The following is a 26205-nucleotide window of genomic DNA, read 5'->3' as shown; positions in this document are numbered from 1 at the left end:
GGGAGAATAGCCGATGCCGCTTTCGCTTCACGCCGCCTTCGTCCCCAGCGCCCTGCAGATGCTCGGCACCGCCAGGGGGCTCGTCGACAAGGCGGAGGCCTGGTCCGGCGAGAAGGGATGCAGCCACGGCGAAGTGATCGGCGGGCGCCTGATCGAGGACATGCTCGCCTTCGATTACCAGGTGAAGAGCGTCGCCGTGCACACGAAGGGCGCGATCGAAGGCGTGCGCGCGGGCCTGTTCAGCCCCGACATGACGACGCCGCCCGACAGCTTCGACGGGTTGCGCGACATGCTGGACGGCGCTCTCGCCGCGCTGGAAGCGGTGGGCGAGCCGGAGATGGAGGAATGGATCGGGCGCCCGATGCGGTTCGAGATCCGCGACTTCGCCCTCGATTTCAAAGCGGAGGATTTCCTGCTGAGCTTTAGCCAGCCGAACTTCTATTTCCACGCCGCGACCGCTTACGACATCCTGCGGATGAAGGGGGTCGAGGTGGGCAAGCGCGACTTCCTCGGCCGGATGCGGCTGGCCGCGGGCTGATCGGCCGGGGCCGTCAGCCGGGACGCCGGGCGAACCAGATCGTGTGGCGCGGCCCCTTGTTGTTGGGCCGCGCGCGGACGGTCCGCTCCTCGACCGCGAAGCCCGCGTCCCTGAGGCGGCGCGTGAACTTGTGATCGGGCGCGGCCGACCAGACGGCCAGCATCCCGCCCGTGGCCAGGGCATCGCGCAGGCGGGCAATTCCGGTGCGGGTATAGAGTCGCTCGTTCCCCTCGCGCACGATGCCGTCGGGGCCGTTGTCCACATCGAGCAGGATCGCGTCGTAACGGGCCGTCGTACCGTCCACCGCGTCGTCCACCAGGGCCGCGACGTCGGCGATCGCCACTTCGCCGCGCGGATCGTCCAGGCAATCGCCGGTCAGCTGCGCCAGGGGTCCGCGCGCCCAGTCGAGGATCTCCGGCACGACTTCCGCGACGACGACGCGCCCGCCGGCGGGCAGCGCGGCGAGCGCGGCGCGGAAGGTGAAGCCCATGCCATAGCCGCCGATCAGCACGCGCGGGGCCGGCGCGGCGACCTGTTCCAGCGTCAGGCGGGCGAGCTGTTCCTCCGAATAGCGCATGCGCGTTCCCATCAGCTCGTCGCGGCCGAGCATGATGACGAAATCGCGCCCGTGGCCGACCAGGGTCAGCGTGTCGCCGCCGGGAATGCGCGCGGTGGCAAGTGTCTCGCGGGGCAACATGGGCAAGTCTCCATGAATGGCGAAAAGGGGCCGCGATCGTCTCGCGGCCCCTTTCCTCGTTTTCCGTCTTCGCCCGGTCCCCAAGGCAGGGAACCGCGCGACGGGGATCAGTCCTTCAGGAAGTCGGGGACGTGGCTTTCGCCGCCACCCTCTCCGCCACCTTCGCCGCCCCGGTCGCGGCGCGGGCCGCGATCGCGGCCGCCGCCGCGGCCGCCGCGACGGTCGCCGCCACGGCCACCGCGATCGCCCCGGTCACCGCGCGGTTCGCGGGGCGGACGGGTGTCCTCCAGCTCCTCGCCGGTTTCCTGGTCGACCACGCGCATCGACAGGCGGACCTTGCCGCGCTGGTCGATCTCGAGGACCTTGACCTTCACTTCCTGCCCTTCGGACACGACGTCGGTCGGCTTCTCGACCCGCTCGTTCTTCATCTCGGAGACGTGGACGAGGCCGTCCTTGCCGCCCATGAAGTTCACGAAGGCGCCGAAATCGACGATGTTGACGACCTTGCCGGTGTAGATCTTGCCCACTTCCGGCTCCTCGACGATGCCGAGGATCCAGTTCTTCGCCGCCTCGATCTCGTCGAGGTTGGAAGAGCTGATCTTGATCACGCCCTCGTCGTCGATGTCCACCTTGGCGCCGGTTTCGGCCACGATCTCGCGGATCACCTTGCCGCCGGTGCCGATGACGTCGCGGATCTTCGACTTGTCGATCTGCATCGTCTCGATCCGCGGCGCGTGCTTCGACACGTCGGTGCGGGCGGAGCCCAGCGCCTTCGTCATCTCCGACAGGATGTGCGCGCGGCCGGCCTTGGCCTGCTCCAGCGCGGTCTTCATGATTTCCTGCGTGATGCCGGCGATCTTGATGTCCATCTGGAGCGAGGTGATGCCCGCTTCGGAGCCGGCGACCTTGAAGTCCATGTCGCCCAGGTGATCCTCGTCGCCCAGGATGTCGCTGAGCACGGCGAAGTCGTCGCCTTCGAGGATCAGGCCCATCGCGATGCCCGAAACCGGGCGCTCGATCGGAACGCCGGCGTCCATCATCGCCAGGCAGCCGCCGCAGACGGTGGCCATCGAGCTGGAGCCGTTGGACTCGGTGATGTCCGACAGCACGCGGATCGTGTAGGGGAAGTCCTCGTGCTTGGGCAGGACGGGGTGCAGCGCGCGCCAGGCCAGCTTGCCGTGGCCGATCTCGCGCCGGCCGGTAAAGCCGAAGCGGCCCACTTCACCCACCGAATAGGGTGGGAAGTTGTAGTGCAGCATGAAGTGGCTGTACGAAAGGCCTTCCAGCCCGTCGATCATCTGCTCGGCGTCCTTGGTGCCCAGCGTCGTGGTGCAGATCGCCTGCGTCTCGCCGCGGGTGAACAGCGCCGAACCGTGGGTGCGCGGCAGGAGGCCGACGGTCGCCTCGATCGGGCGGACCTGGTCCACCTTGCGGCCGTCGATCCGGGTGCCTTCCTTGAGGATCGCGCCGCGGACGATTTCCGCCTCGAGCTTCTTGGTCAGCTTGATCGCGGTCATCAGCTGCTGCCCGTCGAATTCGTCCGACGAGTAGTGCGCCTTGACCTTCTCGCGCGCGGCATTGAGCATGTCCGAACGGTCGGACTTGCTCGTCGTCTTGTAGGCTTTCGCGATGTCGTCGCCGATCATGGCGCGGATCGCGTCCTTCATCTCGCCGTGGTCTTCCCGGGCGGGCAGTTCCCACGGTTCCTTGGCGGCCTGTTCGGCCAGGTCGATGATCGCGCCGATGACCTTCTTCGATTCCTCGTGCGCGAACATGACCGCGCCGAGCATCTCGTCCTCGGTCAGTTCCTTGGCCTCGGATTCGACCATCATCACCGCGTCCTGCGTCGCGGCGACGACCAGGTCGAGGCGGCCTTCGTCGTCGAGCGCGGCGGCCTGGCTCGGGTTCAGCTCGTACTCGCCATTGCGGAAGCCGACGCGCGCGGCGCCGATCGGGCCCATGAAGGGCACGCCCGAGATGGTGAGCGCGGCCGAGGCGGCGATCATCGCGACGATATCGGGCTCGGTCTCGCCGTCATAGGACAGGACCTGGGCGATAACGTTGATTTCGTTGTAGAATCCTTCGGGGAAGAGCGGGCGGACGGGCCGGTCGATCAGGCGGCTGGTCAGCGTTTCCTTCTCGGTCGGGCGCGCCTCGCGCTTGAAGAAGCCGCCCGGGATGCGCCCCGCGGCAGAGAACTTCTCCTGGTAGTGGACGGTAAGGGGGAAAAAATCCTGCCCTTCCTTGACCGACTTGGCGGCGGTCACGGCGCAAAGCACCACGGTTTCGCCGTAGGTCGCCAGAACGGCGCCATCGGCCTGTCGGGCAATACGCCCGGTTTCCAGAGTGAGGGTCTTTCCGCCCCACTCCAGCGATACGGTTTTCGTGTCGAACATGCGTTTTCCTTCGACCCGCCGGCCCTATTGCCTGGCGGGGTTTGCTGCCGGGGATTCCGTCCCGGTCCGGTGCGGGGCGTTCATTCGTGCCCCAAAAGGCGATGCCCGTCGAATTACGAGCCGCGCCCCCATTTCCCTGTCTTCCCGCGGGGGGGAAGGGTCTTGCCACCTGCCCCGGGCGGGCGGTGGATGCGAAACGGCCCGCCGAAGCGGGCCGAAGCATTCTTCGTTACTTGCGCAGACCCAGCTTCTGGATCAGGGCGTTGTACCGCTCGACATCCTTCTTCTTGAGATAGGCGAGCAGGCTGCGCCGCTTGTTGACCATTGTCAGCAGGCCGCGGCGCGAATGGTTGTCCTTGTGGTGATCCTTGAAGTGTTCGGTCAGGTTGCGAATACGCTCGGTAAGGATCGCGACCTGCACCTCGGGGCTGCCCGTGTCGCTGTTGCCACGGGCGTTGTCCTTGATGATTTCCGTCTTCTTCTCGGCGGTAACCGACATTCGTATCACTCCGCGGTATCGGGGATGTTGAAACCCCTGACGACTTTCGCCGTCCCCGCCGTCACTTCCATCAGCGCGACCGGCACGCCGCCGGATTTCGCGAGCAGGAGCCCGTCGGGATGGGGCATTCCGGAAAGGACCCGGCCCTGGCGGACCGCCTGCGCGCTTTCCGGATCGAGATCGTGGGCCGGGATACCGTCCAGCCCCGCCTCCAGCGGCAGGAGAAGGTCTTCAAGCCGCGCGCCCTTACCGATTTCGTTCAGCTTGTCCAGCGAAATCGCCTGATCCTGCGCGAACGGGCCGGCCTTCACGCGCCTCAAGTACGTGACGTGTCCCACCGTGCCAAGGGCGTGCGCGATGTCCCGTGCAAGGCTGCGGACGTACGTGCCTTTCGAAACGTGGGCGACCAGGGTGACGCTGTCGGCCAGTTCCAGCGGCGCGCGCGGATCGAACGGGTCGGGGCGCCCGGCCTCGGCCGCGAAGGCCGAACGCGGCGCGGCCTCCTCGCGCCCGTTCGCCAGCGACAGCGCGTGGACCGTGACCGTGCGCGTCTTCATCTCCACCGTCTCGCCCGCACGCGCGCGGTCGTAGGCGCGGCGGCCATCGACTTTCACCGCCGAATAGGCGGGCGGAACCTGCTCGATCTCGCCGGTGAAATGCTCGAGGATCGCCGCCACCGCGGCGATCGGCGGCCGGCGGCCCGACCGCGCGGTCACCTCCCCTTCGACGTCGAGCGTGTCGGTTTCCTCCCCGAAGGCGATCGTGAACTCGTAGACCTTGCTGGCATCGAGCATTCGCCCGGCCAGCTTGGTCGCCTCGCCCAGCGCGATCGGCAGGACGCCTTCCGCGAGCGGATCGAGCGTGCCGCCGTGGCCGACCTTGGTTTTCGCATGGCCGCCCTCGCGCAAGTTGCGCTTGACCGCGCCGACCGCCTGGGTCGAACCGAGGCCGCGCGGCTTGTCGAGGATCAGCCAGCCCGAGGCCGGATGGCTGCCCGCGCGGTCAGCCACCGGCGATCCACAGCGCGAGCATCAGGTATTTCTCGCGCAGCCACTCGACCGGGGGCAGGACGACGTTCTCGATCACCCCGCTATCGGGGAAGGCCCAGGTGATCGCGATCAGCGCGATCAGCAGGAACATGCCGATCTGCTGCAGCCGCGCATATTGCGCCGCCATCGAGCGCGGCAGCAGCCCCTCGACGATATGCGACCCGTCGAAAGGCGGGATCGGCAGGAGGTTGAACAGCGCGAGGAAGATGTTGATGACGATGAAATAGTTGAGGCCGGTGACCAGCCATTCCATTGCACCGGCCGGCGGCGCGACGAGCGAGGCCGCGACCAGCCCCAGCACGACCGCGCCCACGGCGGCGAGCACCAGGTTCGTCCCCGGCCCCGCCGCGGCCACCGCCATCATGCCGTAACGCGGGTTGTCCAGCCGGTCCTTGCGCACCGGGACCGGCTTGGCCCAGCCGAACACCGGGCCGCCGAACAGCGCCAGCGCGCCCGGCACGATCAGCGTGCCGACCGGGTCCACGTGGCGGATGGGGTTCAGCGACAGGCGCCGCTGCTCCTTCGCCGTCGGATCGCCCAGCGCCAGCGCGGTCCAGCCATGCGCGACCTCGTGAAAGACGATCGCGACGATCAGGCACGGGATCAGGATCGCGGCGAGGATCAGGGTTTCGGTCATGGCGGGCTAGATAGGGGCTGCGACGGCCAGGGCCAAGCGCGTCGGGCTGGCGCTCACGCGGCCAGCGCCTGCGAGAAGTGGCGGCGGCACAGCGCGACGTAGCGATCGTTGCCGCCGATTTCCGTCTGCGCGCCCTGCCGCACCGCCCCGCCCCCGGCATCGACCCGCAGGTTCATCGTCGCCTTGCGGCCGCAATGGCACACGGCTTTCAGCTCGATCAGGGCATCGGCGATCCCCAGCAGGACGGCCGATCCCGGGAAGAGCTCGCCCTGGAAATCGGTCCGCAGGCCGTAACAGAGCACGGGAATGCCCGCCTCGTCCGCCAGGCGCGCGCATTGCCAGACCTGTTCGCGGGTCAGGAACTGCGCCTCGTCCACCAGCACGCAGCCGACCGGTTCGGCGCGGTGCGCGGCGGTCACGCGCTGCCACAAGTCGGTCTGCGCGTCGTAGCGGTGGGCGTCCGCGCCCAGCCCGATCCGGCTTTCGATCGCCTGCTGCCCGCCGCGGTCGTCGAGCGCGGCGGTCCACAACATCGTGTGCATCCCGCGCTCGCGATAGTTGAAATCGGCCTGCAGCAGGGTGGTCGATTTCCCCGCGTTCATGCTGGCGTAGTAGAAATAGAGCTTGGCCATGCCCGCTCGCTAGGCCGCCGCCGCCCGCCTGCCAATCGCGCGGCCGCGATTGCTCACAGTTCGAGCACCCAGTTCTCGCTCCGCTCCGGCTTGCCGAAATCGTCGTGCTCATGTTCGCTGACCATCCGGTAGCCTTCGGAGGCATAGAGGCGGCGCGCGCTTTCCAGCACCGCGTGGGTCCACAGCACGATCCGGCGATAGCCGGCCTCGCGCGCGAAATCGCTGCACCGGCGCACCAGGGCGCGCCCGATACCGGTGCCGCGCGCCTCTTCCTCGACATAGAGCAACCGCAGCCGCGCGGTCGCGGCATCCTCCTCCACCAGGAAGACCGAGCCGAGCATCCGCCCGTCGCGCTCCGCGATCCAGCACTGTTCGCGCCCGGGCCGGAAATCGCGCAGGAAGGCGGCGGTGATCTCGCCGATCAGCGCCTCCATCCCGCGATCCCAGCCGTAAGCCCGGTGATAGAACATCGCCTGCCGCGCGGTGACGAGGCCCATGTCGCCGACCTCGAACGGCCGCAGGCGCCATTCGCCCGCACCGCCGGGAAAGAGCAGCGCCCCGGCTTCGCCCAGCCGGGCGCCCAGTTCGCGCGCCCGGTCGTCGCCCAGCGGGCGGATCAGGCGCGCCGCCCGGGCCGCCGTCTCGCGGTCGAGCGCGGTGAAGGCCGCCTGCCCGGCCTCGGTCAGCACCAGCGGCCGCTGGCGCGCATCGTCCCCCCGCCCCCGCTCCACGTGGCCGCGATCGATCATGCGGCGAACGATCCGGCTGAGATAGCCGGGATCGAGCCGCAGCGTGGCCGCGATATCGCGCGCGAGCACCGGCTGGCGCTGCGCGATCTCGTACAGCACGCGCGCCTCGACCAGCGACATCTCGCTGCCCATGTAGCGCGGTTCGAGCAGGCCCATGATCTGCGAGAAACCGCGGTTGAAGGCCCTGAGGCGGACGACGGCCTCGTCGATCGGCGAAAGTTCGGGGGAAGCCATGGCGCGATCGTGCCGATATTAGTTGCCATCGTCAACTAATATCGGCCGGCGTGCTGGGGACCGCGCCGGTTAATCGGGGCGACATCGCCGCGCGGCGATGCTAGCGATCGGCGGAAGAGAGCGAGCAAGAGGATCGAGCAGTGGCAGACAACGCGGCAACCACCCCGGCGCAGAAGGGCATTCTCGGCTGGATCGAGCGAAGCGGCAACAAGCTGCCCGATCCGGTGTTCCTGTTCTTCTGGCTGATCGCGGGCCTCGTCGCGATCTCGGCGATCGCCAGCCTGCTCGGCTGGTCGGCGCTCCACCCGACCGAGATGGACGAGGCGACCGGGCAGGCGCGGGTGATCGCCGCCACCAGCCTGCTCTCGCCCGAGAACATCCGCCGGCTGTGGGTCGAAATGCCCGCGACATTCACCCACTTCCATCCGCTCGGCTATGTCCTGGTGGTCATGCTGGGGGCCGGCGTCGCCGAACGGGCCGGGCTGTTCGGGACGGCGATGCGCGCGGGCGTGCGCAACGCGCCGACGTTCCTGCTCACCCCGATCGTGGCGCTGGTGGGCATGATCGGCAACCTCGCCGCCGATGCGGCCTACGTCGTGCTGATCCCGCTCGCCGGGATCATCTTCCACGCCGCGGGCCGGCACCCGGTGGCCGGGATCGCGGCCGCTTTCGCCGGCGTTTCGGGCGGCTTTTCGGCCAACCTCCTGCCCGGGCAGCTCGACGCGCTGCTGTTCGGCATTACCGAGGCTTCGGTCGAAACCGTGTTCGGCGATTTCACCGCCAACATTGCCGGCAACTGGTATTTCATCGCCGCGATGACGGGCGTCTTCCTGCCGGTGATCTGGTACGTCACCGATCGCGTGATCGAACCGCGCCTGGGCCCGTGGAATGCGGCCATGGCCGGACAGGGTGTCTCGCCCGAACAGCGCGGCGAGGCAGCCCCGGCCGTGAGCGACGAAGGCGATCGCGAGCTGACCGCGCCCGAGCGCCGGGGCCTGCGCATGGCCGGCCTCGCCGTGCTGTTCGTGGTCGGCCTGTGGCTGTTCTTCACCCTCGGCCCGGGCACCCCGCTGATCGACGAGACCGCCACGCCCGAAGCGCGGCTGACGCCGTTCTACCAGAGCCTGGTGGCCGGGTTCTTCCTCCTGTTCCTGCTGGCAGGCTGGGCCTACGGCAAGGCGGCCGGGACGATCGACGATCACCGCGGGCTGGTGAAAATGATGGCCGGCGCGATGGAAGACCTCGCCTATTACCTCGTCCTCGCCTTCGCGGCGGCGCACTTCGTCGCGATGTTCGCCTGGTCGAACCTGGGCCTGATCCTCGCGGTCAACGGGGCCGACTTCCTCGGCAACTCGGGCCTGCCCTCGTGGGCCCTGCTCGGCGCGATCGTCGTCGTCGCGGCCGTGCTCAACATCTTCGTCGGCTCGGCCAGCGCGAAATGGGCGCTTCTCGCCCCGGTGCTGGTGCCGATGCTGATGCTGCTGGGGATCTCGCCCGAGATGGCGACCGCCGCCTACCGCGTGGGCGACGGGGCGACGAACATCATCACCCCGCTGATGGTCTATTTCCCGCTGATCCTGATTTTCTGCCAGCGCTGGCAGAAGGATTTCGGGCTCGGCAGCCTGGCCGCGACGATGCTGCCCTATTCGATCGGGCTGCTGCTGGCCGGCCTGGCCATGACGATCGGCTGGGTCATGCTCGACCTGCCGCTGGGGCCGGGCGCGGGCGTCTTCATCGAAAGCCCGGCGACGATCCAGCCGACCGGCCCGGCGATCGCGGAGTAAGGGACCAGGGCGCGCCCGGCCCGCCGGCCGGACGCCCCCTGGGTCAGTCGTCGCTTTCGTCGAGGTCGCGCGCGACTTTCGGGTCGTTCAGCAGGCGCTCGATCCGCGCGGCCTCGTCGAAGCTCTCGTCGGGCTGGAACTGCAGCCGGGGCGCGAACTTGAGGCCGAGGCGCCTGGCCACCTCGCGCTGGAAGAAGGCGGTATTGGTCCGCAGCGCCTTGAGCACGGCAGCCTCGTCCTCGCCCAGCAGGGGCTTCACGTAAGCCTTGGCATTGCGCAAGTCGGGCGTCATCCGCACTTCGGTGACGCTGACCGAATGCGCGGTCAGCACCTCGTCGTGCGCCTCCCCGCGCGCGAGCAGTTCGGACAGGATATGCCGCACCCGCTCGCCCACCTTGAGCACGCGGACCGATTGCTGTTCGGGGGTCGATTGCTTTCCGGCCATGTCAGTCGCCTGTCATCCTCTATTCCCACCCTTCCATCCAGCGATGGAGCACCTTTTCCGCGCGATCGGCCAGCGTCGGGCCGAACCGCGCCGCGTCGGCCCGGATCGTGCACGGATCGCCGCCGCTCGCCAGCAGCTCGGCGCTATGCCCGACCAGCCATGCCTCGACGATCTCCGCGGCATCGGCTTCGAGATGGCATTGCAGGCCCAGCACCCGCGAGCCGATGGCGAAGGCCTGGTGCGGGCAACGTTCGCTCGCGGCGAGCAGCGTCGCGCCTTCGGGCACCTCGAACTGGTCGCCGTGCCAGTGCAGCACCGGCCACCCTTCCAGGCACTGCAGCGGCGAGGCCGCGCCCGCATCGGTCAGCGTGAGCGGGCCGAAGCCGATTTCCTTTTCCGCCATCGGCGAAACGCCCGCCCCCAGCGCCCGGGCCAGGAGCTGCGCGCCCAGGCAGATGCCCAGCAGCGGCCGCCTCGACGCGAGCCGCCGTTCGATCAGCGCCACCTCGCCGGCCAGGAACGGATAATGCGCGTCGTCGAAGGCGCCGATCGGCGCGCCGAGCACGACCAGGAGATCGGGCTCGGCCGCATCGATCGATCCGAGATCGGCCCGGGCCGGATCGCGATAGGCGATTTCGAACCCGCGCCGTTCCAGCGCGCCGTGCCACACGCCGAGATGCTCGAAGCCCAGGTGGCGTATGGCGAGAACCGACGGCATACCTTACCCCCTGCGACGATCGACCCGGCGGCGCGGGCGGGCGACGCCGCGCCCGCCCCTGGCGTTACAGGGTCCGTTCGCGCTCTTCCACTTCGAACACCTCGAGCTGGTCGCCCGGCTTGATGTCGTTCGTGTCGGCCAGGACGACGCCGCATTCGAGGCCCGCGCGGACTTCGTCCACGTCGTCCTTGAAGCGCCGCAGCGAGGCGATGGTGGTCGCGCTGACGATGACATCCTCGCGCGTGAGGCGCGCGTGGAGCCCCTTGCGGATGACGCCTTCCTCGACCAGCAGGCCGGCCGCCTTGTCCTTCTTGCCCGAACGGAACACTTCCTTGACCGCGGCCCGGCCGACGACGGTTTCGATCCGCTCCGGCCCCAGTTCGCCCGCCATCTCCTTCGCGATTTCCTCGGTCAGGTGATAGATGACGTCGTAGTACATCATCCGCACGTCATCGCGCTTCACCAATTCGCGCGCCTTGGCATTGGGGCGCACGTTGAAGCCGATGATCGGCGCCTTCGACGCGGCCGCGAGTTGAACGTCGCTCTCGGTAATCGCGCCGACGCCGGCGTGGAGCACGCGGACCTTGATCTCGTCGTTCGAGAGGTTGTGCAGCGCCGAGTTGATCGCCTCCACGCTGCCCTGCACGTCCGCCTTGACCAGGACCGGGTACTCGATGACGTTCGACTGGAGGTTGTTGAACATCGTGTCGAAGCTGGTCGGGGCGAGCGCGGTGCGCTTCTCGGTCGCCTTCTCCTGGCGATACTGGCTCACCTCGCGGGCGCGCTGCTCGTTCTCGACCACGGTCAGCTGGTCGCCCGCCATCGGCACGCCGCCGAGGCCGAGGACCTCGACCGGCATCGAGGGGCCGGCTTCCTTGATCTGCTTGCCCTGGTCGTTGACGATCGCGCGCACGCGGCCGCTCTCGGTCCCGACCACGAACGTGTCGCCCCGCTTCAGCGTGCCGCGGGTGACGAGTACGGTCGCGACCGGGCCGCGGCCCTTGTCGAGCTGCGCCTCGATCACCGTCGCATCGGCCGGGCGGTCGGGGTTCGCCTTCAGCTCCAGCAGTTCGGCCTGGAGCGCGATCTTTTCCAGCAGCTCGTCGAGCCCGGTGCCCTTGAGCGCCGAGATCTCCACGTCCTGCACGTCGCCCGACAGGGCCTCGACGATCACCTCGTGCTCCAGCAGGCGCTCGCGCACGCGCTGGGGATTGGCGTCTTCCTTGTCCACCTTGTTGATCGCGACGATCATCGGGACGCCGGCGGCCTTGGTGTGATTGATGGCCTCGACCGTCTGCGGCATGATCCCGTCGTCGGCGGCCACGACCAGCACGACGATGTCGGTCACGTTGGCGCCGCGCGCGCGCATTTCGGTGAACGCGGCGTGGCCCGGCGTGTCGAGGAAGGTGATTGCGTCACCGCCCTTGGTCTTCACCTGGTAACTGCCGATGTGCTGCGTGATGCCGCCGGCTTCGCCGCGCACGACATTGGTCCCGCGCAGCGCGTCGAGCAGGCTGGTCTTGCCGTGATCGACATGGCCCATGATGGTGACCACCGGCGGGCGCGGCTTCAGCGTCTCTTCCGGGTCCTTGTCGGAACTGGTGTCGATATCGACATCGCTTTCCGAAACGCGCTTGATGTTGTGGCCGAACTCCTCGACCAGCAGCTCCGCCGTGTCCTGGTCGATCGTCTGGTTGACGGTGACCATCATGCCCATATTGAACAGGGCCTTCACCAGGTCGGCGCCCTTTTCGGCCATGCGGTTGGCGAGTTCCTGGACGGTGATCGCCTCGGGCACGACGACGTCGCGCGACTGCTTCTCGCGCGGCTTCGACGGGCCGCCCTGGAGGCGGCGCTCCTTCTCGCGCGCACGCTTGAGCGCGGCGAGCGAACGCGCGCGGCGCCCCTCGTCCTCGTTCAGCGCCTTGGTCACCGTCAGGCGGCCCGAGCGGCGCTTCTCCGAACGTTCGGTGCCGGCGCGCTTGTCGTCCTTCTTCTTCTTTTCGGGCTTCTTCGGTTCGGGCCGGGCGACCGGGGTGAAGCGGCGCGGGGCCGGTGCGGCAGGCGCCTTGGCCGCGCCGCCGGCCGGGGCCGGGGCATCGGCGGCGGGGGCATCGGCGGCGGGGGCCGGCTCGGCTTCCTTCGCCTCTTCCTTCGTCTCGGCAGCTTTCTGCGCGGCTTCCTGCTCCGCGCGCTCGGCCGCCTTGCGCTTTTCCTCGGCGCGCTGCTTTTCCTCTTCGGCCGCCTTGCGGGCCGCCTCTTCCTCGCGCCGGCGGGCCTCTTCGGCCAGGCGCAGGCGCTCTTCCTCCGCCTCGCGCTGGAGACGCGCGACGCGTTCCTGCGGCGTTTCACCCGGCGGGGCGGCCTTCTTCGGCGCAGGCTTCTTCTCCGCCGCGGGCGGCGGCGGGGGAGGCGGCGGCGGGGGAGGCGGCGGCGGGGGCGGCGCGGCCTCGCCCGGCTTGACGAGCTTGCGGCGGCGCTTGACCTCGACCGCGACCTTGTTGGTCCGCCCGTGGCTGAAGGTCTGCTTGACCTCGCCCGCGTCCACCGACCGTTTCAGGCCGAGCGGCTTGCGGGGGCGTTTGTCGTCACTGTCGCTCATAAAACTCGTCTATCCTTCAATCTCGATATGCTCGTCCCCGGGTGCGACCGTGGACCCCGGCGCCCCGGGCAAGCCCGGCGCACCGTCATGTTCGGCGGGTGCAAGGCCCCTGAAATGCAGCAGGCGCGCCAGGATCGAGCCGATCCGATCGGCCGCGGCAGCGTCGGCCAGCGCCAGGTGGACAACATTGTCGCGGCCCAATGCCACAGACAGCGCCGCCCGGTCCAGTGGCAAGCGAATGCCCCTCTCCCCGCTACCTTCGGCATCGCGCCCGACCCGCCAGGCCTGGTCGAGCTTTCGCGACCCGTCCTCGCTGGCGTCGGCAGCATGGAGCAGCAGCGCGACCCGTCCGGCGCGCGCGTGTTCGGCAATGCGGTCGGACCCCAAGATAAGGTGTCCGCCGCGCATTTCGAGTCCCAGCCGGTCGAGCAGGACCCGCTCCAGCGCGGCATCGATCCTGTCGGGCAGGTCCGCCGGCACGGTCAGCGCCGCGCCCCGGAACGCGCGCGCCAGCGCGCCGCGCAGGCGGCCGCCGGCGATCGCCTGTTCCAGCGCCGCGCGCGGAACGCCAATCCAGGCCCCCCGCCCCGGCGCGCGCGCCAGCGGATCGGGCAGGACCTGGCCGTCGGGCGCGATCGCCAGGCGCACCAGCGCGTGGCGCGCGCCGTGCTCCCCGGAGAGGATGCAGCGCCGCTCCGGCGCGGAACGGTCCGCGCCGCCGGCTCCGGCGATGTCGGGCGTCAGGCGCTCATTGTTCGGAGTCCGCATCGGCGGCCTCCTCGGTGGCGGGCTCTTCGGCCGGGGCGGCCGATTCCTCGTTCTCGACCTCCGGCGCGGCGGGTTCCTCGTCCTCGAACCAGTGCGCGCGCGCGGCCATGATGATCTCGTTGCCCTGCTCTTCGCTCAGGCCGTATTCGCCCAGCACGCCGCCCTTGTCCTGCTCGCGCGCGGAAGGGCGCCGCATCGGCGGACCGTCGGCATTGTTGCGGCGGCGCGGGGCCTCGCGCTTCTTCTGGATCAGCTCGTCGGTGGCGAGATCGGCCAGGTCGTCGAGCGTCTTGATCCCCGCCTTGCCCAGCGTGACCAGCATGGCCTCGGTCAGGTGCGGCAGCTCGGCCAGGTCGTCCTCGACGCCCAGCTCGCGGCGCTCGGCGCGGGCCGCTTCCTCGTGCCGCTCGATCGCCTCGAGCGCACGGCTCTGCAGTTCCTCGGCCAGCTCCTCGTCGAAGCCCTCGATCGAGGCCAGCTCGGCCAGCTCGACATAGGCGACCTCGTCCAGCTCGGCGAAGCCTTCGGCGACGAGCAGCTGCGAAAGCGTCTCGTCCACGTCGAGCTCTTCCTCGAACATCTTGGAGCGTTCGGCGAATTCCTTCTGCCGCTTCTCCGAGGCCTCTTCCTCGGTCATGATATCGATCTGGTGCCCGGTGAGCTGGCTCGCCAGGCGCACGTTCTGGCCGCGGCGGCCGATCGCCAGGCTCAGCTGGTCGTCGGGCACGACGACCTCGATCCGCCCCTCGTCCTCGTCGAGGACGACGCGGCTGACCGTGGCGGGCTGGAGGCCGTTGACGACGAACGTCGCGGTGTCCTCGCTCCAGGGAATGATGTCGATCTTCTCGCCCTGCAGTTCCTGCACGACCGCCTGGACGCGGCTGCCCTTCATGCCGACGCAGGCGCCGACCGGGTCGATCGAGCTGTCATGGCTGATCACGCCGATCTTGGCGCGGCTGCCCGGGTCGCGGGCGGCGGCCTTGATCTCGATGATGCCATCGTAGATCTCGGGCACTTCCTGCGCGAACAGCTTCTTCATGAAGTCGGGATGCGCGCGGCTGAGGAAGATCTGCGGGCCGCGGTTGTTGCGTTCGACCTTGGTGATCAGCGCGCGCACGCGCTCGCCGACGCGCGCGGCCTCGCGCGGGATCTGCTGGTCGCGGCGGATGACGCCCTCGGCCCGGCCGAGGTTGACGATCACGTGGCCGAATTCGACCGACTTGATCACGCCGGTGATGACTTCGCCCGCGCGGTCCTTGAATTCCTCGTACTGGCGCTCGCGCTCCGCATCGCGGACCTTCTGGAAGATCACCTGCTTCGCGCTCTGCGCGTCGATGCGGCCGAGGTCGACCGGCGGCAGCGGATCGACGATGAAGTCGCCCAGCTTGGCATCCTGGTCCAGCTTCTGCGCCTGGGCCAGGTCGACCTGCTTGAAGTAGTCCTCGACTTCCTCGACCACCTCGACCACGCGCCACAGGCGCAGGTCGCCGGTCTGCGGGTCGAGCTTGGCCCGGATGTCGTTCTCCGCGCCGTACCGGTTGCGCGCGCTCTTCTGGATCGCCTCTTCCATCGCCTCGATGACGATCGCCTTGTCGATCATCTTCTCGGAGGCGACTGCATTCGCGATCGCGAGCAGCTCGGCCTTGTTGGCGGAAATTGCACTGGCCATCAGTCGTCAGCCTTCTCTTTGCTTTCGTCTTGCGGGATTTCTTCGATTTCGTCCGCCCCCGACGCGTCGAGCGGGCGGGTCGCGGCGATCAGCTCGTCGGTCAGGACCAGCTTGGCCGAATGGATTGCCTCCAGCGGCACCGCCACGCGGCCCGCCTTGCGGTCGTCGATCAGGGCCTTGCCCCCTTCGAACCCGGCCAGCGGCCCGCGCAAGTTGCGGTGGCCGTCGACCTTCTCGGCCAGGGCGATCTTCGCCTCGTGGCCGACCCATTGGGAAAAGTCCTTCGCCCGGGTCAGCGGCCGGTCGATCCCGGGCGAACTGACCTCGAGGTGATAGGCGCCTTCGACCAGGACTTCGCCCTCGTCCTCCAGCGCGTCGAGCCGGTCGGAGATGCGGCGCGAGAGCGCGGCGCACTGGTCGAGCACGAGCTGTCCGGTCGCCGGGTCCTCGGCCATGACCTGGAGCGCCTGCCCGCCCTCGCCGGCTTCGGAAGCGACCATCTTCACGCGCACCAGCTCGAAACCGAGCGCGCGCGCTTCGGGTTCGATGATCTGTGCCAGGCGCACGAGGTCTGCCATTCGCTCTCCGTTCTGCACGACGCTTGCGACACGGCTTCCGGGTGCCGGCCCCTCGCGGCGCCAGCCCCTCCAGTGTCGCGACAATGTCGGGATGAAGGGGCAGATAGACGCGGCGCCCGCCTTTTGCAACTCGATTCGACATTGCGCCCGCGCGCGCGTTTGACAGGCCCCGTGCAAGGTGACAGCTTCCGGGAATGGCAACCGGACATTTCCGACACCTCGGGGGACAGCTTCTCGCGGGCATCTAGCCCCGGGACGGGTGCGTGCATGCCCCGGCCCCGGGGCCAGGCCTGCATCTTCCCATTATCCGGCGCCGCTTCGCGCCCAGCGAAAGTCTCGATCCATGACCTCCACGAAGGCCGCCGTGCGGCCACCCATCACGCTCGCCGAAAGCGAAGCGGACACCCTCGCAGACCTGGCCCTGGCGATGCAGGGCCGGCAACCCGAAGTCAGCCGCCTCCTGCTGGAAGAGATCGACCGGGCGCGGACCGTTCCCGCGGGCCGGGTGCCGCGCGATGTCGTCACGATGGGCTCCACCGTCGTGTTCGTGGTGCGCGAAACCGGCGAGCGGAGGACGATCACGCTCGTCTATCCCGGCGAGGCGGACATTTCGCAGGGGCGCCTGTCGATCCTCACCCCGGTCGGCGCCGGCCTGCTCGGCCTGCGCGTGGGACAGGAAATCAGCTGGCCGGACCGCAGCGGAGAGGACCGCCTGCTGGCGATCGAAAGCGTCGATCGCCCGGGCTGACTAGTCGCCCGCGCCGGCACGCTCGCCCAGCCCGTGCTTGCGGATGCAGTGGCGCAGCTGGTCGTATGTCAGGCCCAGCGCCTTGGCCGTCTGCCGCTGGTTCCAGCGATGCCGGCCCAGCGCGTGTTCGACGATGCGCCGTTCGTGGGCATCGACCTCGGCGCGCAAGTCGTCGATCGCGTCGAGATCGGTGCCCGCCGCGGCCGATGCCGGGGCGGATGCCGGGGCGCCCTGCCCCTTGCCTTTACCCTGGCCCTGGCCCTGCCCCAGACCATCGCGCTCCGCCCGCCGGGTCGCCGGCTCGAACGGCTTCCACGGGCTGTCGAAGGGGTCGAACTGGACATGGCCGATCGGCTCCTGCCAGTCTTCCCACCGGTAAACCGCGCGCTCGACCACGTTGCGCAGTTCGCGCACGTTGCCCGGCCAGGGATAGTCCTCCAGCTGGCGTGCGACGTGGTCGGCGAAGCCGGGCCAGCCGTCCCAGTGAAGCTCGGCCGCCATGCGCCGGCCGAAATACTCGGCCAGGACCTCGACGTCGCCCTCGCGCACGCGCAGCGGCGGCAGGGTGATGACCTCGAAGCTCAGCCGGTCGAGCAGGTCGGCGCGGAACTCGCCCCGCTCGGCCAGCGCGGGCAGGTCCTCGTTGGTCGCGGCGACGATCCGCACGTCCACCCGCACCGGGCGGCTCGCGCCGATCCGGGTGACTTCGCCATATTCGACCGCGCGCAGCAGCCGTTCCTGCGCCGCCATCGACAGCGTGCCCAGTTCGTCGAGAAACAACGTGCCTTTGTCGGCTTCCTCGAACCGTCCCGGCCGCGCCCTGGTAGCCCCGGTGAAGGCCCCCGCCTCGTGGCCGAACAGCTCCGCCTCGATCAGCGTTTCGGGCAGGGCGGCGCAGTTCATGGTGACGAGCGGTTCGTCCCACCGGGTGGACAGGCGATGGAGACGTTCGGCGATGAGTTCCTTGCCCGTGCCGCGTTCGCCGATCACCAGCACCGGCCGGCGCATCGGGGCCGCGCGGCTGGCGCGCTCGACCGCGTCGAGAAAGGCGCCGGACTGGCCGATGAACTGGTTTTCGCGATCCACGACCCAACCTATAGTGAATTTCGCCGATAGTTGGCAAGATACGCCGATCAGATTTTTCGCGCTATCTTGCAATCCATTGATAAAACGTCACTTTCCGAAACTGGCACACCCCTTGCTGAATGGTGAACGAAACCGATCCAGGGAGGACCCACACGATGTACGACCGCCGCTTCTTCCAGAGCAAGCTGGGACAGGCTTCCATCGCCAGCATTGCCGCGATGGCCCTGTTCGTGGCGCTCAGCGGCCAGATGCAGGCGACGCCGGCAATGGCCGCGACGATCGGCTGCGAACAGGTTGAGCTGGCGTGAGCAAGCCGACCGATCTCGATACCGGCAGGTCCACCCCCCTTGGGCCGGAGCGCGACACCCCCCAGTCCCCGCGCGCTTCGGCCCATAACCGCCCCTCGCGCCTCGACGAGGAGGTCGAGCGCCTGCGCACCAGCCCCACCCCGACGCAGGGCCGCCCCACGCGCGAACGCACCACCAGCGAGCGCCCGACCCAGGGCCGCTCGCACGCCCGGGCCGGCGGCGGCTGGTCGGGCGACTTCAATTTCAACGGAGCACCTTTGATGGGCATATTCAGCCGTACCCGCGATATCATCGCCGCCAATTTCAACGACATGCTCGACAAGGCCGACGACCCGGCCAAGATGATCCGCATGATCATCCTCGAGATGGAGGAAACCCTGGTCGAAGTCCGCGCCAGCGCGGCGCGCACGATCGCCGACCAGAAGGAGATGCATCGCCACACGGTCAAGCTCGAACGGCTCCAGGCCGACTGGGCGGAGAAGGCGCAGCTCGCGCTCAGCAAGGATCGCGAGGACCTGGCCCGCGCCGCCCTGGTCGAGAAGAAGAAGGCGGCCGACATGGCCGAGCAGCTGAAGCAGGAAATCGCCGTGCTCGACGATGCCCTGCGCGCTTACGAGCAGGATATCGCCAAGCTGCAGCATCGCCTGCGCGAGGCCCGCAGCCGCCAGACCGCGATCGCCGCGCGCCTCGAAAGCGCGGAGAACCGCGTCAAGCTGCGCACGCTGATGAGCACCGAGCGCACCGACGAGGCATTGAGCCGCTTCGACCAGCTCGAACGCCGGGTCGATTACGCCGAGGGCCGCGCCGACGCGCTTTCGCTGTCCGACGACAGCGGCCAGCTCTCGCTCGCCGACGAGATCGCCGCCCTCGAAGGGTCGGACAAGGTCGACGAGGAACTGGAAGCGATGAAGCGCGCGCTGGGCAAGAAGGCCGGCGGCAGCGACGCCGGAAAGGAGGACTGATCGATGGAAGAACTGATCATCATTCCCGCGATCTTCATCGCGCTGCCGTGGATCATCCTCCACTATATCACCAAGTGGAAAACATCCGCCACGATCACCAGCGACGACGAGGCGCTGCTGGAAGAACTCTACAGCCTCGCCAAGCGGCTCGACGAGCGGATGGACACGGTCGAGCGCCTGGTCGCCAGCGACAACCCCGATTTCAAGCCCGCCCGGCTGGTCCACGACCGCGAGATCGACAACGAGAAACTGCGCGAGCTGGATCGCCTGCTCGCCGAGAAGAAGGGAGCCCACCAGTGAACAGCCCGCGCACCACGCTTTACCGCGACAAGCAGAACGCCAAGTTGATGGGGGTCTGCTCGGGCATTGCCGACTACACCGGCGTCAATGCCTTCTGGGTCCGGCTGGGCTTCCTGGGCCTGACCTTCTTCGCCGGCGGCATGACGATCCCGTTCTACTTCCTCGCCGGCATCCTGCTGAACAAGAAGCCGCCGCACCTCTACGTCGATCGCGAGGAGCAGCAGTACTGGCAGCGCGTGCGGCAGAGCCCGAAGCGCACCGCGCGCGAGATCCGCGCCCGGATGCGCGACATCGATCGCCGCCTGGCCGAGGTCGAGACGTACTACGTCTCTTCCAACCCGCGCCTCACCGCCGAGATCGAGCGGCTGCGCTGAACCGCGAAGGGGAAAAGGACAATGGACGTAGCAGTACTGGGCGTGATGATCCCGATCATCGCACTGATGATCCCGATCGTCGCCATCTGGTCGCGGCACCAGCAGAAGATGGCCGAGATGAACGCGAAGTCGACCGCCGAGATGACGGCTGAAAAGGCCGCGCAATATACCGGCCAGATCAAGGACCTGGAGGAACGGGTCCGGGTGCTCGAACGGATCGTGACCGACCGCGGATACGACGTGTCGACCCAGATCGAGGCGCTGCGCGACCAGCACCGCGTCGAGAGCGAAGGCGCCGGCGTCCCGCTCGACCTCGCCCGGAAGGAGAAGGCGTAATGGAATTCATGACCGAAACCGCCGTGATCGGCGCGGTGATCGCGCTGTCGCTGGGCTGGGTCGCCAATACCTGGATCCGGGTCAAGAACGGCTACCCGCTGGAGAACAGCTGGGGCAAGGCGGTCTACCCGAAGAACGACCAGGCGGTCGAACGGGTCAAGCTGCTGACGCAGGAGAACGCCGAGCTGCGGGCCGAGCTGGGATCGATCAAGGACCGGCTGGCCAATGTCGAGCGGATCGTCACCGACAGCGGCTATGGCCTGACCCACGAGATCGAGCGCCTGCGCCACGACCAGGCGAAGGACAAGGTCCAGTGAGCCTGCCCGAAGCGATCGCCTTCTGCGCGCTGATCGTCGGCTTCATCGTCGCCGCCGGCATCGTCCTCAGCGCTTACGAGAGCCGGATGAAGCACCGCAGCAAGGAACTGGAACTGCAAGTGCGCCTGGCCGAGGCGAAAGGGCGCCAGCGCTCCGATGCCGAGATCGGCCGGATGGAGGAACGGCTCCAGGTGCTCGAACGGATCGCGACCGACCGCAGCCCCGACCTCGCGCGCGAGATCGACGCGCTGCGCCTCGCCGACGAGAGGGAGCAAGTGCAATGAGCTTCTGGACCGCCGCGGTCGTCATCGTCGCCATCTGGGGCATCGTCCAGGTCATGAACGCGCGGCGCGAACGCGGCCCTGGCCGGGACCGCCCGGCCGACGGCGCCGAGGCCGGCGAGGCGACCGGGGCCGGTGCCACCGACGCGGAGACCCGGCGCGAGATAGAGGACCTGCGCGAGCGGATCCGCGTGCTGGAGAAGATCACCGTGGACGGGCGCGAGGCGCGCGCGATCGCCGACGAGATCGAGCGCCTGCGCGACAAGTAGCGACGGCCGCGGGAACGGGGCCGCAGGACAAGAGGGAAAGGAGCATTGCCCATGAGCGACCAGATCGTCATCGCCGCCGCAGCGCTCGTCGCCATCGGCATCGTCGCCCTCGCCGCGCTGCGCGGCTGGCAGGGCTGGCTTTCGCTCAAGGAACGCGAACTGGACCGCGCCGGCCGCCGCCCGCCGCCGGAGATCGAGGGCGGCGCGCAACTGGGCGCAGCGCGGATCGAGATCGCGGACCTGAAGGAACGCATCCGCAAGCTGGAAGCCATTGCCAGCGGGGTCGATCTCTGACGCCGGGCACGGGGCGCTTGCGGGCCTGGAGCGGCCCTGGGCCGGCAAGCCGGGGCGAAGGCCCTTTGCGTTTTCGCGCCGCGGCCCCTACCTGCCGCCCATGCGAACGCTCGACGACATCCGCGAAGAATACGAGTTCCTCGAAGGCGACGAACGCTATCGCCTGCTGATCGAGCTGGGGCGCGAGCTGGAGCCGATGCCCGAGGCGCTGAAAACCGATGCCACGCTGGTGCGCGGCTGCTCGGCCGCGGTCTGGGTCTATCCCACGGCCGAGGGCGAGCGCCTGCATTTCCTCGCCGACAGCAATGCCGCGATCACCAAGGGGATCGTCGCGCTCGTGATCGCGGCGGTGCAGGACCGGCCCGCGCGCGAGGTGGCGGAGATGGACATTGCCGCCGCGCTGGCCCCGTTCGACCTGAAGAACCAGCTGAGTTCCAACCGCACGCAAGGGGTGCCGAACATGATCGCGCTGGTGCGCGATCACGCCGCGCGGATCGCGGCGGGCTGACCGGCGGCGGAACCGCAGGCGCGCGAGAACGCTGTCAGGTAAACGGCCCGCGCGGCCGGCACGCCCCGCCCGGCGGGACGCGGCCGCGCAGGCCCCGGACAGCCCGGGCAGCCCGGACAGCCTGAATAGCAAGGAGCGTTCATTCATGCCGATCATCATTCTTATCGCCACCATCCTGCTGCCGCCGCTGGGCGTGGCGCTGAAGCATGGGCTGAACAAGGATTTCCTGATAAACCTGATCCTGACGATCATCCTGTTCGTCCCCGGCCTGATCCACGCGATCTACGTCAACTACGTGCGCTAGGATCGCGCCGGCGGCCCCGGCGGGCGGGCACATCGGGTTCAAGGGGGGAATCGTGCGCCGGATCTATCTCGCCGCAGGCATCGTCGCGGTTGCGCTGGGCGCGCTCGGCGCTTTCCTGCCGCTGATGCCGACCGTCCCCTTCCTCCTGCTCGCGGTCTATTGCTTCGCGCGCAGCAACCCGGAATGGGAACGCCGGATTCTCGATCACCCGCACTGGGGGCCGCAGATCCGCGACTGGCGCGAAAGGCGCGCGATCAGCCGCCGCGCGAAGACGATGGCGATCGGGGCGATGACCGTCGGCGCGGTCTTCACCTGGTACACGCTGGGCCACCCGTGGTACTGGATCTCGATCGCGATCCTCGTCACCTGCGGCACCTGGATCGCCACGCGGAACGAGTGATCGCGCGGGGCAACGCGCGCCGCGTTTTCCTACATCGTATCAATCTGCCAGACCGGCGGGCATGACCGCCCATCGCGCCCCGTTGGATTCGCCGCATCGGCGCCGGCCCTGCTGCGCGCTGGCCCCAATGCAGGCGCCGAAGGTCACGCGCGGCGGCGCGGCGAAAGGTCACGGCCAGCGTCGCGGCGTGCCGTGCAAGCCGCTGGTTTACCGGCGGATTTCACGGAAAGTCACGCTTTCGACACGCGCGCCATGCGTAACATGCCGGTGCGACCTTCGGCGCGCGCGATCAGGCGCCGGCGCTGTCGCGCACGACGGCGATCCCCGCCTCGCGCTGGGCCTTCAGTTCCGCTTTCAAGCGGGCCGGGTCGCGCGCGAAGACGAAGCCGAAGCTGACCCCGCCTTCCTTCCCCACCGTCGCGTGGTGCAGCTTGTGCGCCTGCACCAGCCGCCGGGCATAGCCGCTGCGCGGGACCCAGCGGAAATAGCGCTGGTGAACCAGCCCGTCGTGCACCAGCGTGTAGATCGCGCCGTAAGCGAGAATGCCCAGCCCGATCCAGGTCGCGGGCGGCCAGGCCCCCTCGCCCATGATCCACGGGCTGCCGAGCGCGAACATCGCAATGCTCATCCCCGCGCCGACGAGGGCGAAGAGGTCGTTCTTCTCCAGCACGTTGCCGTGCGGTTCGTGGTGGTCGCGGTGCCAGGCCCAGGCGAAGCCGTGCATCACGTACTTGTGGCTCGCCCAGGCGACGCCTTCCATCGCGACGATGGTGGCGAATACGATCAGGACGGCTGCGATCACGCTCATGGCGCGATCCCTTATACGCTATTGCTCGCGCGGGAAGAAGAACCGTGCCACCTCTTCGCCGATCCGCGCGGGGCGCAGCGTCTCGGCATCGATGCAGCACCAGCTCGACTTCACTTCGGCGAGCACTTCCTCCCCCCGGTGAATGACGGTGGAGTAGAACGCGCGCGCGCCCTTGATGCTTTCGAGCACGGTGCGCGCGATCACGTCGTCTTCGAGGAAGGCGGGCTTGCGATAGGTGATCTCGTGCTTGAGCGCGACCCACGCCTTGCTCGCCACCTCGTCCGCCGGGGCGAGCTTGCGCCAGTGCGCGAGGACGGCATCCTGCACCCAGTTGAGATAGCGCGCGTTGTTGACGTGGCCCATGAAGTCGATGTCTTCGGGCGCGACCTTGATCGGAAAGGCAAAGGGTTTTGCTGACATGCCTGTAAGCTACCAGAAAAGCGTTGCGATTGCATTGCAAATCTCGCCCCGGTCGGGCCGCCTCCCGCAAGCCTTGATCGCGGCCAAGTTTTCCCATCTTGCCGCCCCCGGGCAGGGGGCATAGCCCGGTCCCATGGCAAGCGCCCCCCGCACGATGTACGAGAAGATCTGGGACGCCCACGTCGTGGAAACGCGCGACGACGGGACCAGCCTGGTCTTCATCGATCGCCACCTCGTCCACGAGGTCACCAGCCCCCAGGCATTCGAATCGCTGCGCGCCAGCGGCCGCACGGTTCGCCGGCCGGACCTGACGCTGGCCGTGCCCGACCACAACGTGCCGACCACGGCGCGGGTCGATGCGGCGGGCCGGCGCCTGCCGATCGCCGACCCGCAGAGCGCGGCCCAGCTCGCCGCGCTGGAGCGCAATGCCCCCGATTTCGGCATTCGCCACATCGGCGCGACCGCGCCCGAACAGGGCATCGTCCACGTCGTCGGCCCCGAACAGGGCTTCTCGCTGCCCGGGGCCACGATCGTCTGCGGCGACAGCCACACTGCCGCGCACGGCGGGATCGGCGCGCTTGCGTTCGGCATCGGCACGAGCGAGGTCGAACACGTGCTCGCCACGCAGACCCTGCTGCTGCGCAAGTCGAAGACGATGGAAGTCCGGGTCGAGGGCGCGCTGGGCCCCGGCGTCACGCCGAAGGACCTGATCCTGCACGTGATCGGGGTGATCGGCACCGCGGGCGGCACCGGCCATGTGATCGAGTATCGCGGCCGCGTGTTCGAGGAGATGAGCGTCGAAGGCCGCCTGACGGTCTGCAACATGAGCATCGAGGGCGGCGCGCGCGCCGGCCTGATCGCGCCGGACGAGGTGACTTTCGCCTACCTCGAAGGCCGGCCCTATGCCCCGCGCGGGGCGGACTGGGACCGCGCGCTCGCCTGGTGGCGCACGCTGCGGACCGACGAGGGGGCCGCGTTCGACAAGTCGGTGACCATCGATGCCGCCGATATCGAGCCCACGGTGACCTGGGGCACGAGCCCGGAAGACGTCGTCCCGATCGGCGGACGCGTGCCGGCGCCGGAGAGCTTCGCCGATCCGGCCAAGCAGGAGGCCGCGCGCAAGTCGCTCGCCTACATGGGGCTGGAACCGGGCCAGCGGCTGGCCGACGTCGCGATCGAGAACGTCTTCATCGGCAGCTGCACCAACAGCCGGATCGAGGACTTGCGCGCCGCGGCCGAGGTCCTGCGCGGCCGGCACAAGGCGCCCGGCGTGAAGTGGGCGATCGTCGTGCCCGGATCGGGGCTGGTCAAGCGCCAGGCGGAGGCGGAGGGGCTGGACAGGGTCTTCACCGCGGCGGGCCTCGAATGGCGCGAACCGGGCTGTTCCGCCTGCCTCGCGATGAACCCGGACAAGGTGCCGGCGGGCGAACGCTGCGCCAGCACGAGCAACCGCAACTTCGTCGGCCGCCAGGGGCCGGGCGCGCGCACCCACCTGGTCAGCCCCGCGATGGCCGCCGCCGCGGCGGTGACCGGGCGCCTGGCGGACGTGCGCGAACTGGCGTGATCGGCCACTGCCTCTGCCGCCGCGTGCGGATCGAGGTGCCCGACCCGCCGGACCGGGTCGGGATCTGCAACTGCCGCCTGTGCCGCGGTTCGGGCGCGGCCTGGGGCTACTACGATCCGGCGGCGGTGCGCGTGGACGGCGCGGTCGCGGACTACAGGCGCGAGGATCTCGACGATCCCTGGCTCGTCCTCCACTTCTGCCCGCGCTGCGGATCGGCCACGCATTACACCGCCAGTGCCGCGCACGCGCTGGACCGGATCGGCGTCAACACCCGGCTGTTCGTTCAGGACGAGCTGGACGGAGTGGAAGTCACCTACCAGGACGGGCGCTGCGTGTTCGAAGCGGACGACGCGTTCATCGAGACGGGGACCGGCCGCATCGGCGACGGCAAGGCGTTTTGACGCGCAAGGCCGCCTTCGCCCCGCTCGCCGCGCCCGATGCGCGCCTGCTGATCCTGGGCAGCCTGCCGGGCGAGGCCTCGCTCGCCGCGCGCCGTTACTACGCCCACCCGCGCAACCGGTTCTGGCACCTCGTCGGCAAGGCGATCGGGGTGGACCTGGTATCGCGCGGCTACGAGGAGCGGCTGGCCGCGCTCAAGGCGCACCGGATCGCGCTGTGGGACACGGTCGCCTCCGCCCGGCGCAGCGGCAGCCTCGATTCCGCGATCCGCGAGGCGGAGCACGCCCCGCTGGCCGCCCTCGTCGCCACCCTACCCGACTTGCGCGCCGTGGCCTTCAACGGGCGCAAGAGCGCCGCGATCGGGCGGCCCCAACTGGCCGGCCGGGCCGGGCTGGCGCTCGTCGACCTGCCTTCCTCGTCCCCCGCCCATGCCGCCATGCCCCTGGCCGAGAAAGAGCGCCTTTGGGGACGGCTAGCGGATTTCCTCGGGTGACCCCTTGCCAAGATTCGGGCAGCCGCGCATGGGATAGGG

34 protein-coding genes are annotated in these 26205 nt (G+C 69.0%); 18 read left to right on the top strand and 16 right to left on the bottom strand.

Features of this window, described 5'->3' with window-relative positions:
• Positions 1-13: 13 nt before the first annotated feature.
• Complete coding sequence (locus tag T8T98_RS03300; protein WP_251104057.1) at positions 14-538, top strand: DUF1993 domain-containing protein; 525 nt, start codon at positions 14-16, stop codon at positions 536-538.
• 13 nt (positions 539-551) lie between these two features.
• Here the strand turns inward: T8T98_RS03300 and T8T98_RS03295 are convergent, their stop codons facing one another.
• From T8T98_RS03295 to T8T98_RS03265, 7 genes are all read right to left on the bottom strand, one after another.
• Positions 552-1235 (bottom strand): spermidine synthase family protein, encoded by a 684-nt coding sequence (locus T8T98_RS03295; RefSeq protein ID WP_251104058.1) that lies wholly within the window; start codon positions 1233-1235, stop codon positions 552-554.
• Between the two features lie 107 nt (positions 1236-1342).
• Complete coding sequence (gene pnp, locus T8T98_RS03290; RefSeq protein WP_160732186.1) at positions 1343-3631, bottom strand: polyribonucleotide nucleotidyltransferase; 2289 nt, start codon at positions 3629-3631, stop codon at positions 1343-1345.
• A gap of 229 nt (positions 3632-3860) precedes the next feature.
• Positions 3861-4130: a 30S ribosomal protein S15 gene (gene rpsO / locus T8T98_RS03285; protein ID WP_160732185.1), complete on the bottom strand. Its 270-nt coding sequence runs from the start codon at positions 4128-4130 to the stop codon at positions 3861-3863.
• Between the two features lie 5 nt (positions 4131-4135).
• Positions 4136-5140, bottom strand: a complete 1005-nt coding sequence (truB, locus tag T8T98_RS03280; protein WP_251104059.1) for a tRNA pseudouridine(55) synthase TruB — start codon at positions 5138-5140, stop codon at positions 4136-4138.
• Entirely contained in the window at positions 5133-5816 is a 684-nt protein-coding gene (locus T8T98_RS03275) for a site-2 protease family protein (RefSeq protein WP_160732183.1), read from the bottom strand. Before T8T98_RS03275 ends, truB begins: the two co-directional genes overlap by 8 nt.
• Positions 5817-5869: 53 nt before the next feature.
• On the bottom strand, positions 5870-6448 hold the full coding sequence (locus T8T98_RS03270) for a thymidine kinase (protein ID WP_251104060.1): 579 nt from the start codon (positions 6446-6448) through the stop codon (positions 5870-5872).
• A gap of 53 nt (positions 6449-6501) precedes the next feature.
• Entirely contained in the window at positions 6502-7431 is a 930-nt protein-coding gene (locus tag T8T98_RS03265; RefSeq protein ID WP_322295804.1) for a bifunctional helix-turn-helix transcriptional regulator/GNAT family N-acetyltransferase, read from the bottom strand.
• Between the two features lie 140 nt (positions 7432-7571).
• On the opposite strand from T8T98_RS03265, the gene T8T98_RS03260 reads away from it, so the two are divergent.
• Complete coding sequence (locus tag T8T98_RS03260) at positions 7572-9215, top strand: AbgT family transporter (RefSeq protein WP_251104062.1); 1644 nt, start codon at positions 7572-7574, stop codon at positions 9213-9215.
• A gap of 43 nt (positions 9216-9258) precedes the next feature.
• Here T8T98_RS03260 and rbfA read toward each other — a convergent pair whose 3' ends face one another.
• The 6 genes from rbfA to rimP all read right to left on the bottom strand — a co-directional run bounded on the left by rbfA (position 9259) and on the right by rimP (position 15995).
• Complete coding sequence (gene rbfA / locus T8T98_RS03255) at positions 9259-9660, bottom strand: 30S ribosome-binding factor RbfA (RefSeq protein WP_251104063.1); 402 nt, start codon at positions 9658-9660, stop codon at positions 9259-9261.
• Positions 9661-9679: 19 nt separating this feature from the next.
• Complete coding sequence (locus T8T98_RS03250; RefSeq protein ID WP_251104064.1) at positions 9680-10378, bottom strand: glutamine amidotransferase; 699 nt, start codon at positions 10376-10378, stop codon at positions 9680-9682.
• Positions 10379-10442: 64 nt separating this feature from the next.
• A complete protein-coding gene (gene infB / locus T8T98_RS03245) occupies positions 10443-12980 on the bottom strand; it encodes a translation initiation factor IF-2 (RefSeq protein ID WP_251104065.1) in 2538 nt (845 codons plus the stop codon).
• Positions 12981-12989: 9 nt separating this feature from the next.
• Positions 12990-13748 (bottom strand): DUF448 domain-containing protein, encoded by a 759-nt coding sequence (locus T8T98_RS03240; protein ID WP_160732176.1) that lies wholly within the window; start codon positions 13746-13748, stop codon positions 12990-12992.
• A complete protein-coding gene (gene nusA / locus T8T98_RS03235) occupies positions 13729-15417 on the bottom strand; it encodes a transcription termination factor NusA (RefSeq protein ID WP_160732175.1) in 1689 nt (562 codons plus the stop codon). Before nusA ends, T8T98_RS03240 begins: the two co-directional genes overlap by 20 nt.
• A complete protein-coding gene (gene rimP / locus T8T98_RS03230; RefSeq protein ID WP_251104066.1) occupies positions 15417-15995 on the bottom strand; it encodes a ribosome maturation protein RimP in 579 nt (192 codons plus the stop codon). The genes nusA and rimP overlap by 1 nt, the downstream gene beginning before the upstream one ends.
• 343 nt (positions 15996-16338) lie before the next feature.
• Between rimP and rnk the strand changes: the two genes are divergently transcribed.
• On the top strand, positions 16339-16743 hold the full coding sequence (rnk, locus tag T8T98_RS03225; RefSeq protein WP_251104067.1) for a nucleoside diphosphate kinase regulator: 405 nt from the start codon (positions 16339-16341) through the stop codon (positions 16741-16743).
• On the opposite strand, the gene pspF is transcribed toward rnk, so the two are convergent.
• The gene (pspF, locus tag T8T98_RS03220; protein ID WP_251104068.1) at positions 16744-17829 is read right to left on the bottom strand and encodes a phage shock protein operon transcriptional activator; all 1086 of its coding nucleotides are present in this window, start codon (positions 17827-17829) and stop codon (positions 16744-16746) included. It lies immediately after the preceding gene.
• A 155-nt stretch (positions 17830-17984) separates the two neighbouring features.
• Between pspF and T8T98_RS03215 the strand changes: the two genes are divergently transcribed.
• The 12 genes from T8T98_RS03215 (at position 17985) to T8T98_RS03160 (ending at position 22482) form a co-directional block, all read left to right on the top strand.
• On the top strand, positions 17985-18137 hold the full coding sequence (locus T8T98_RS03215) for a hypothetical protein (RefSeq protein ID WP_202388876.1): 153 nt from the start codon (positions 17985-17987) through the stop codon (positions 18135-18137).
• The gene (gene pspA / locus T8T98_RS03210; RefSeq protein WP_407675072.1) at positions 18134-19099 is read left to right on the top strand and encodes a phage shock protein PspA; all 966 of its coding nucleotides are present in this window, start codon (positions 18134-18136) and stop codon (positions 19097-19099) included. The genes T8T98_RS03215 and pspA overlap by 4 nt, the downstream gene beginning before the upstream one ends.
• 3 nt (positions 19100-19102) lie before the next feature.
• Positions 19103-19399 carry an envelope stress response membrane protein PspB gene (pspB, locus tag T8T98_RS03205; RefSeq protein ID WP_160732171.1) on the top strand — a complete coding sequence of 99 codons (297 nt, stop codon included), beginning with the start codon at positions 19103-19105 and terminating at the stop codon, positions 19397-19399.
• Positions 19396-19773 carry an envelope stress response membrane protein PspC gene (pspC, locus tag T8T98_RS03200; protein ID WP_160732170.1) on the top strand — a complete coding sequence of 126 codons (378 nt, stop codon included), beginning with the start codon at positions 19396-19398 and terminating at the stop codon, positions 19771-19773. The genes pspB and pspC overlap by 4 nt, the downstream gene beginning before the upstream one ends.
• Before the next feature lie 21 nt (positions 19774-19794).
• Positions 19795-20109, top strand: coding sequence for a hypothetical protein (locus T8T98_RS03195; protein WP_251104069.1), 315 nt, complete (start codon positions 19795-19797; stop codon positions 20107-20109).
• Positions 20109-20426: a hypothetical protein gene (locus tag T8T98_RS03190; protein ID WP_160732168.1), complete on the top strand. Its 318-nt coding sequence runs from the start codon at positions 20109-20111 to the stop codon at positions 20424-20426. The genes T8T98_RS03195 and T8T98_RS03190 overlap by 1 nt, the downstream gene beginning before the upstream one ends.
• Entirely contained in the window at positions 20423-20710 is a 288-nt protein-coding gene (locus T8T98_RS03185; RefSeq protein WP_160732167.1) for a hypothetical protein, read from the top strand. Before T8T98_RS03190 ends, T8T98_RS03185 begins: the two co-directional genes overlap by 4 nt.
• Positions 20707-20976, top strand: coding sequence for a hypothetical protein (locus T8T98_RS03180; protein ID WP_251104070.1), 270 nt, complete (start codon positions 20707-20709; stop codon positions 20974-20976). Before T8T98_RS03185 ends, T8T98_RS03180 begins: the two co-directional genes overlap by 4 nt.
• A 51-nt stretch (positions 20977-21027) precedes the next feature.
• Entirely contained in the window at positions 21028-21270 is a 243-nt protein-coding gene (locus tag T8T98_RS03175) for a hypothetical protein (RefSeq protein WP_160732165.1), read from the top strand.
• Between the two features lie 100 nt (positions 21271-21370).
• Positions 21371-21778: a SufE family protein gene (locus T8T98_RS03170; protein ID WP_160732164.1), complete on the top strand. Its 408-nt coding sequence runs from the start codon at positions 21371-21373 to the stop codon at positions 21776-21778.
• A 145-nt stretch (positions 21779-21923) separates the two neighbouring features.
• The gene (locus T8T98_RS03165; protein ID WP_251104071.1) at positions 21924-22082 is read left to right on the top strand and encodes a YqaE/Pmp3 family membrane protein; all 159 of its coding nucleotides are present in this window, start codon (positions 21924-21926) and stop codon (positions 22080-22082) included.
• Between the two features lie 49 nt (positions 22083-22131).
• The gene (locus T8T98_RS03160; RefSeq protein ID WP_251105996.1) at positions 22132-22482 is read left to right on the top strand and encodes a YbaN family protein; all 351 of its coding nucleotides are present in this window, start codon (positions 22132-22134) and stop codon (positions 22480-22482) included.
• Positions 22483-22771: 289 nt separating this feature from the next.
• Here the strand turns inward: T8T98_RS03160 and T8T98_RS03155 are convergent, their stop codons facing one another.
• Both T8T98_RS03155 and T8T98_RS03150 read right to left on the bottom strand, forming a co-directional pair.
• Positions 22772-23290, bottom strand: a complete 519-nt coding sequence (locus T8T98_RS03155) for a sterol desaturase family protein (protein WP_251104072.1) — start codon at positions 23288-23290, stop codon at positions 22772-22774.
• An 18-nt stretch (positions 23291-23308) separates the two neighbouring features.
• The gene (locus T8T98_RS03150) at positions 23309-23710 is read right to left on the bottom strand and encodes an acyl-CoA thioesterase (protein ID WP_160732161.1); all 402 of its coding nucleotides are present in this window, start codon (positions 23708-23710) and stop codon (positions 23309-23311) included.
• 133 nt (positions 23711-23843) lie between these two features.
• Between T8T98_RS03150 and leuC the strand changes: the two genes are divergently transcribed.
• The 3 genes from leuC to T8T98_RS03135 are packed head-to-tail and all read left to right on the top strand — an operon-like array spanning position 23844 to position 26166.
• Positions 23844-25274, top strand: coding sequence for a 3-isopropylmalate dehydratase large subunit (leuC, locus tag T8T98_RS03145; RefSeq protein WP_251104073.1), 1431 nt, complete (start codon positions 23844-23846; stop codon positions 25272-25274).
• Positions 25271-25675 (top strand): GFA family protein, encoded by a 405-nt coding sequence (locus tag T8T98_RS03140; RefSeq protein ID WP_251104074.1) that lies wholly within the window; start codon positions 25271-25273, stop codon positions 25673-25675. Before leuC ends, T8T98_RS03140 begins: the two co-directional genes overlap by 4 nt.
• Positions 25672-26166, top strand: coding sequence for a DNA-deoxyinosine glycosylase (locus T8T98_RS03135; protein ID WP_160732158.1), 495 nt, complete (start codon positions 25672-25674; stop codon positions 26164-26166). The genes T8T98_RS03140 and T8T98_RS03135 overlap by 4 nt, the downstream gene beginning before the upstream one ends.
• The last annotated feature ends 39 nt before the right edge of the window (positions 26167-26205 follow it).

Origin of the sequence: Pelagerythrobacter marinus (assembly GCF_034375205.1) — a bacterium.
Lineage (GTDB): Bacteria > Pseudomonadota > Alphaproteobacteria > Sphingomonadales > Sphingomonadaceae > Pelagerythrobacter > Pelagerythrobacter marinus.
This window is presented reverse-complemented; position numbering and strand designations above follow the sequence as displayed.

Excerpts from the sequence above, each read along its gene's own strand:
- T8T98_RS03300 (WP_251104057.1), top strand. The coding sequence starts at position 14 with ATGCCGCTTTCGCTTCACGCCGCCTTCGTCCCCAGCGCCCTGCAGATG.
- T8T98_RS03295 (WP_251104058.1), bottom strand. The coding sequence starts at position 1,235 with ATGTTGCCCCGCGAGACACTTGCCACCGCGCGCATTCCCGGCGGCGAC.
- pnp (WP_160732186.1), bottom strand. The coding sequence starts at position 3,631 with ATGTTCGACACGAAAACCGTATCGCTGGAGTGGGGCGGAAAGACCCTC.
- rpsO (WP_160732185.1), bottom strand. The coding sequence starts at position 4,130 with ATGTCGGTTACCGCCGAGAAGAAGACGGAAATCATCAAGGACAACGCC.
- T8T98_RS03275 (WP_160732183.1), bottom strand. The coding sequence starts at position 5,816 with ATGACCGAAACCCTGATCCTCGCCGCGATCCTGATCCCGTGCCTGATC.
- T8T98_RS03270 (WP_251104060.1), bottom strand. The coding sequence starts at position 6,448 with ATGGCCAAGCTCTATTTCTACTACGCCAGCATGAACGCGGGGAAATCG.
- T8T98_RS03265 (WP_322295804.1), bottom strand. The coding sequence starts at position 7,431 with ATGGCTTCCCCCGAACTTTCGCCGATCGACGAGGCCGTCGTCCGCCTC.
- rbfA (WP_251104063.1), bottom strand. The coding sequence starts at position 9,660 with ATGGCCGGAAAGCAATCGACCCCCGAACAGCAATCGGTCCGCGTGCTC.
- T8T98_RS03250 (WP_251104064.1), bottom strand. The coding sequence starts at position 10,378 with ATGCCGTCGGTTCTCGCCATACGCCACCTGGGCTTCGAGCATCTCGGC.
- infB (WP_251104065.1), bottom strand. The coding sequence starts at position 12,980 with ATGAGCGACAGTGACGACAAACGCCCCCGCAAGCCGCTCGGCCTGAAA.
- T8T98_RS03240 (WP_160732176.1), bottom strand. The coding sequence starts at position 13,748 with ATGCGGACTCCGAACAATGAGCGCCTGACGCCCGACATCGCCGGAGCC.
- nusA (WP_160732175.1), bottom strand. The coding sequence starts at position 15,417 with ATGGCCAGTGCAATTTCCGCCAACAAGGCCGAGCTGCTCGCGATCGCG.
- rimP (WP_251104066.1), bottom strand. The coding sequence starts at position 15,995 with ATGGCAGACCTCGTGCGCCTGGCACAGATCATCGAACCCGAAGCGCGC.
- rnk (WP_251104067.1), top strand. The coding sequence starts at position 16,339 with ATGACCTCCACGAAGGCCGCCGTGCGGCCACCCATCACGCTCGCCGAA.
- T8T98_RS03215 (WP_202388876.1), top strand. The coding sequence starts at position 17,985 with ATGTACGACCGCCGCTTCTTCCAGAGCAAGCTGGGACAGGCTTCCATC.
- pspB (WP_160732171.1), top strand. The coding sequence starts at position 19,103 with ATGGAAGAACTGATCATCATTCCCGCGATCTTCATCGCGCTGCCGTGG.
- T8T98_RS03195 (WP_251104069.1), top strand. The coding sequence starts at position 19,795 with ATGGACGTAGCAGTACTGGGCGTGATGATCCCGATCATCGCACTGATG.
- T8T98_RS03190 (WP_160732168.1), top strand. The coding sequence starts at position 20,109 with ATGGAATTCATGACCGAAACCGCCGTGATCGGCGCGGTGATCGCGCTG.
- T8T98_RS03180 (WP_251104070.1), top strand. The coding sequence starts at position 20,707 with ATGAGCTTCTGGACCGCCGCGGTCGTCATCGTCGCCATCTGGGGCATC.
- T8T98_RS03175 (WP_160732165.1), top strand. The coding sequence starts at position 21,028 with ATGAGCGACCAGATCGTCATCGCCGCCGCAGCGCTCGTCGCCATCGGC.
- T8T98_RS03170 (WP_160732164.1), top strand. The coding sequence starts at position 21,371 with ATGCGAACGCTCGACGACATCCGCGAAGAATACGAGTTCCTCGAAGGC.
- T8T98_RS03165 (WP_251104071.1), top strand. The coding sequence starts at position 21,924 with ATGCCGATCATCATTCTTATCGCCACCATCCTGCTGCCGCCGCTGGGC.
- T8T98_RS03155 (WP_251104072.1), bottom strand. The coding sequence starts at position 23,290 with ATGAGCGTGATCGCAGCCGTCCTGATCGTATTCGCCACCATCGTCGCG.
- T8T98_RS03150 (WP_160732161.1), bottom strand. The coding sequence starts at position 23,710 with ATGTCAGCAAAACCCTTTGCCTTTCCGATCAAGGTCGCGCCCGAAGAC.
- leuC (WP_251104073.1), top strand. The coding sequence starts at position 23,844 with ATGGCAAGCGCCCCCCGCACGATGTACGAGAAGATCTGGGACGCCCAC.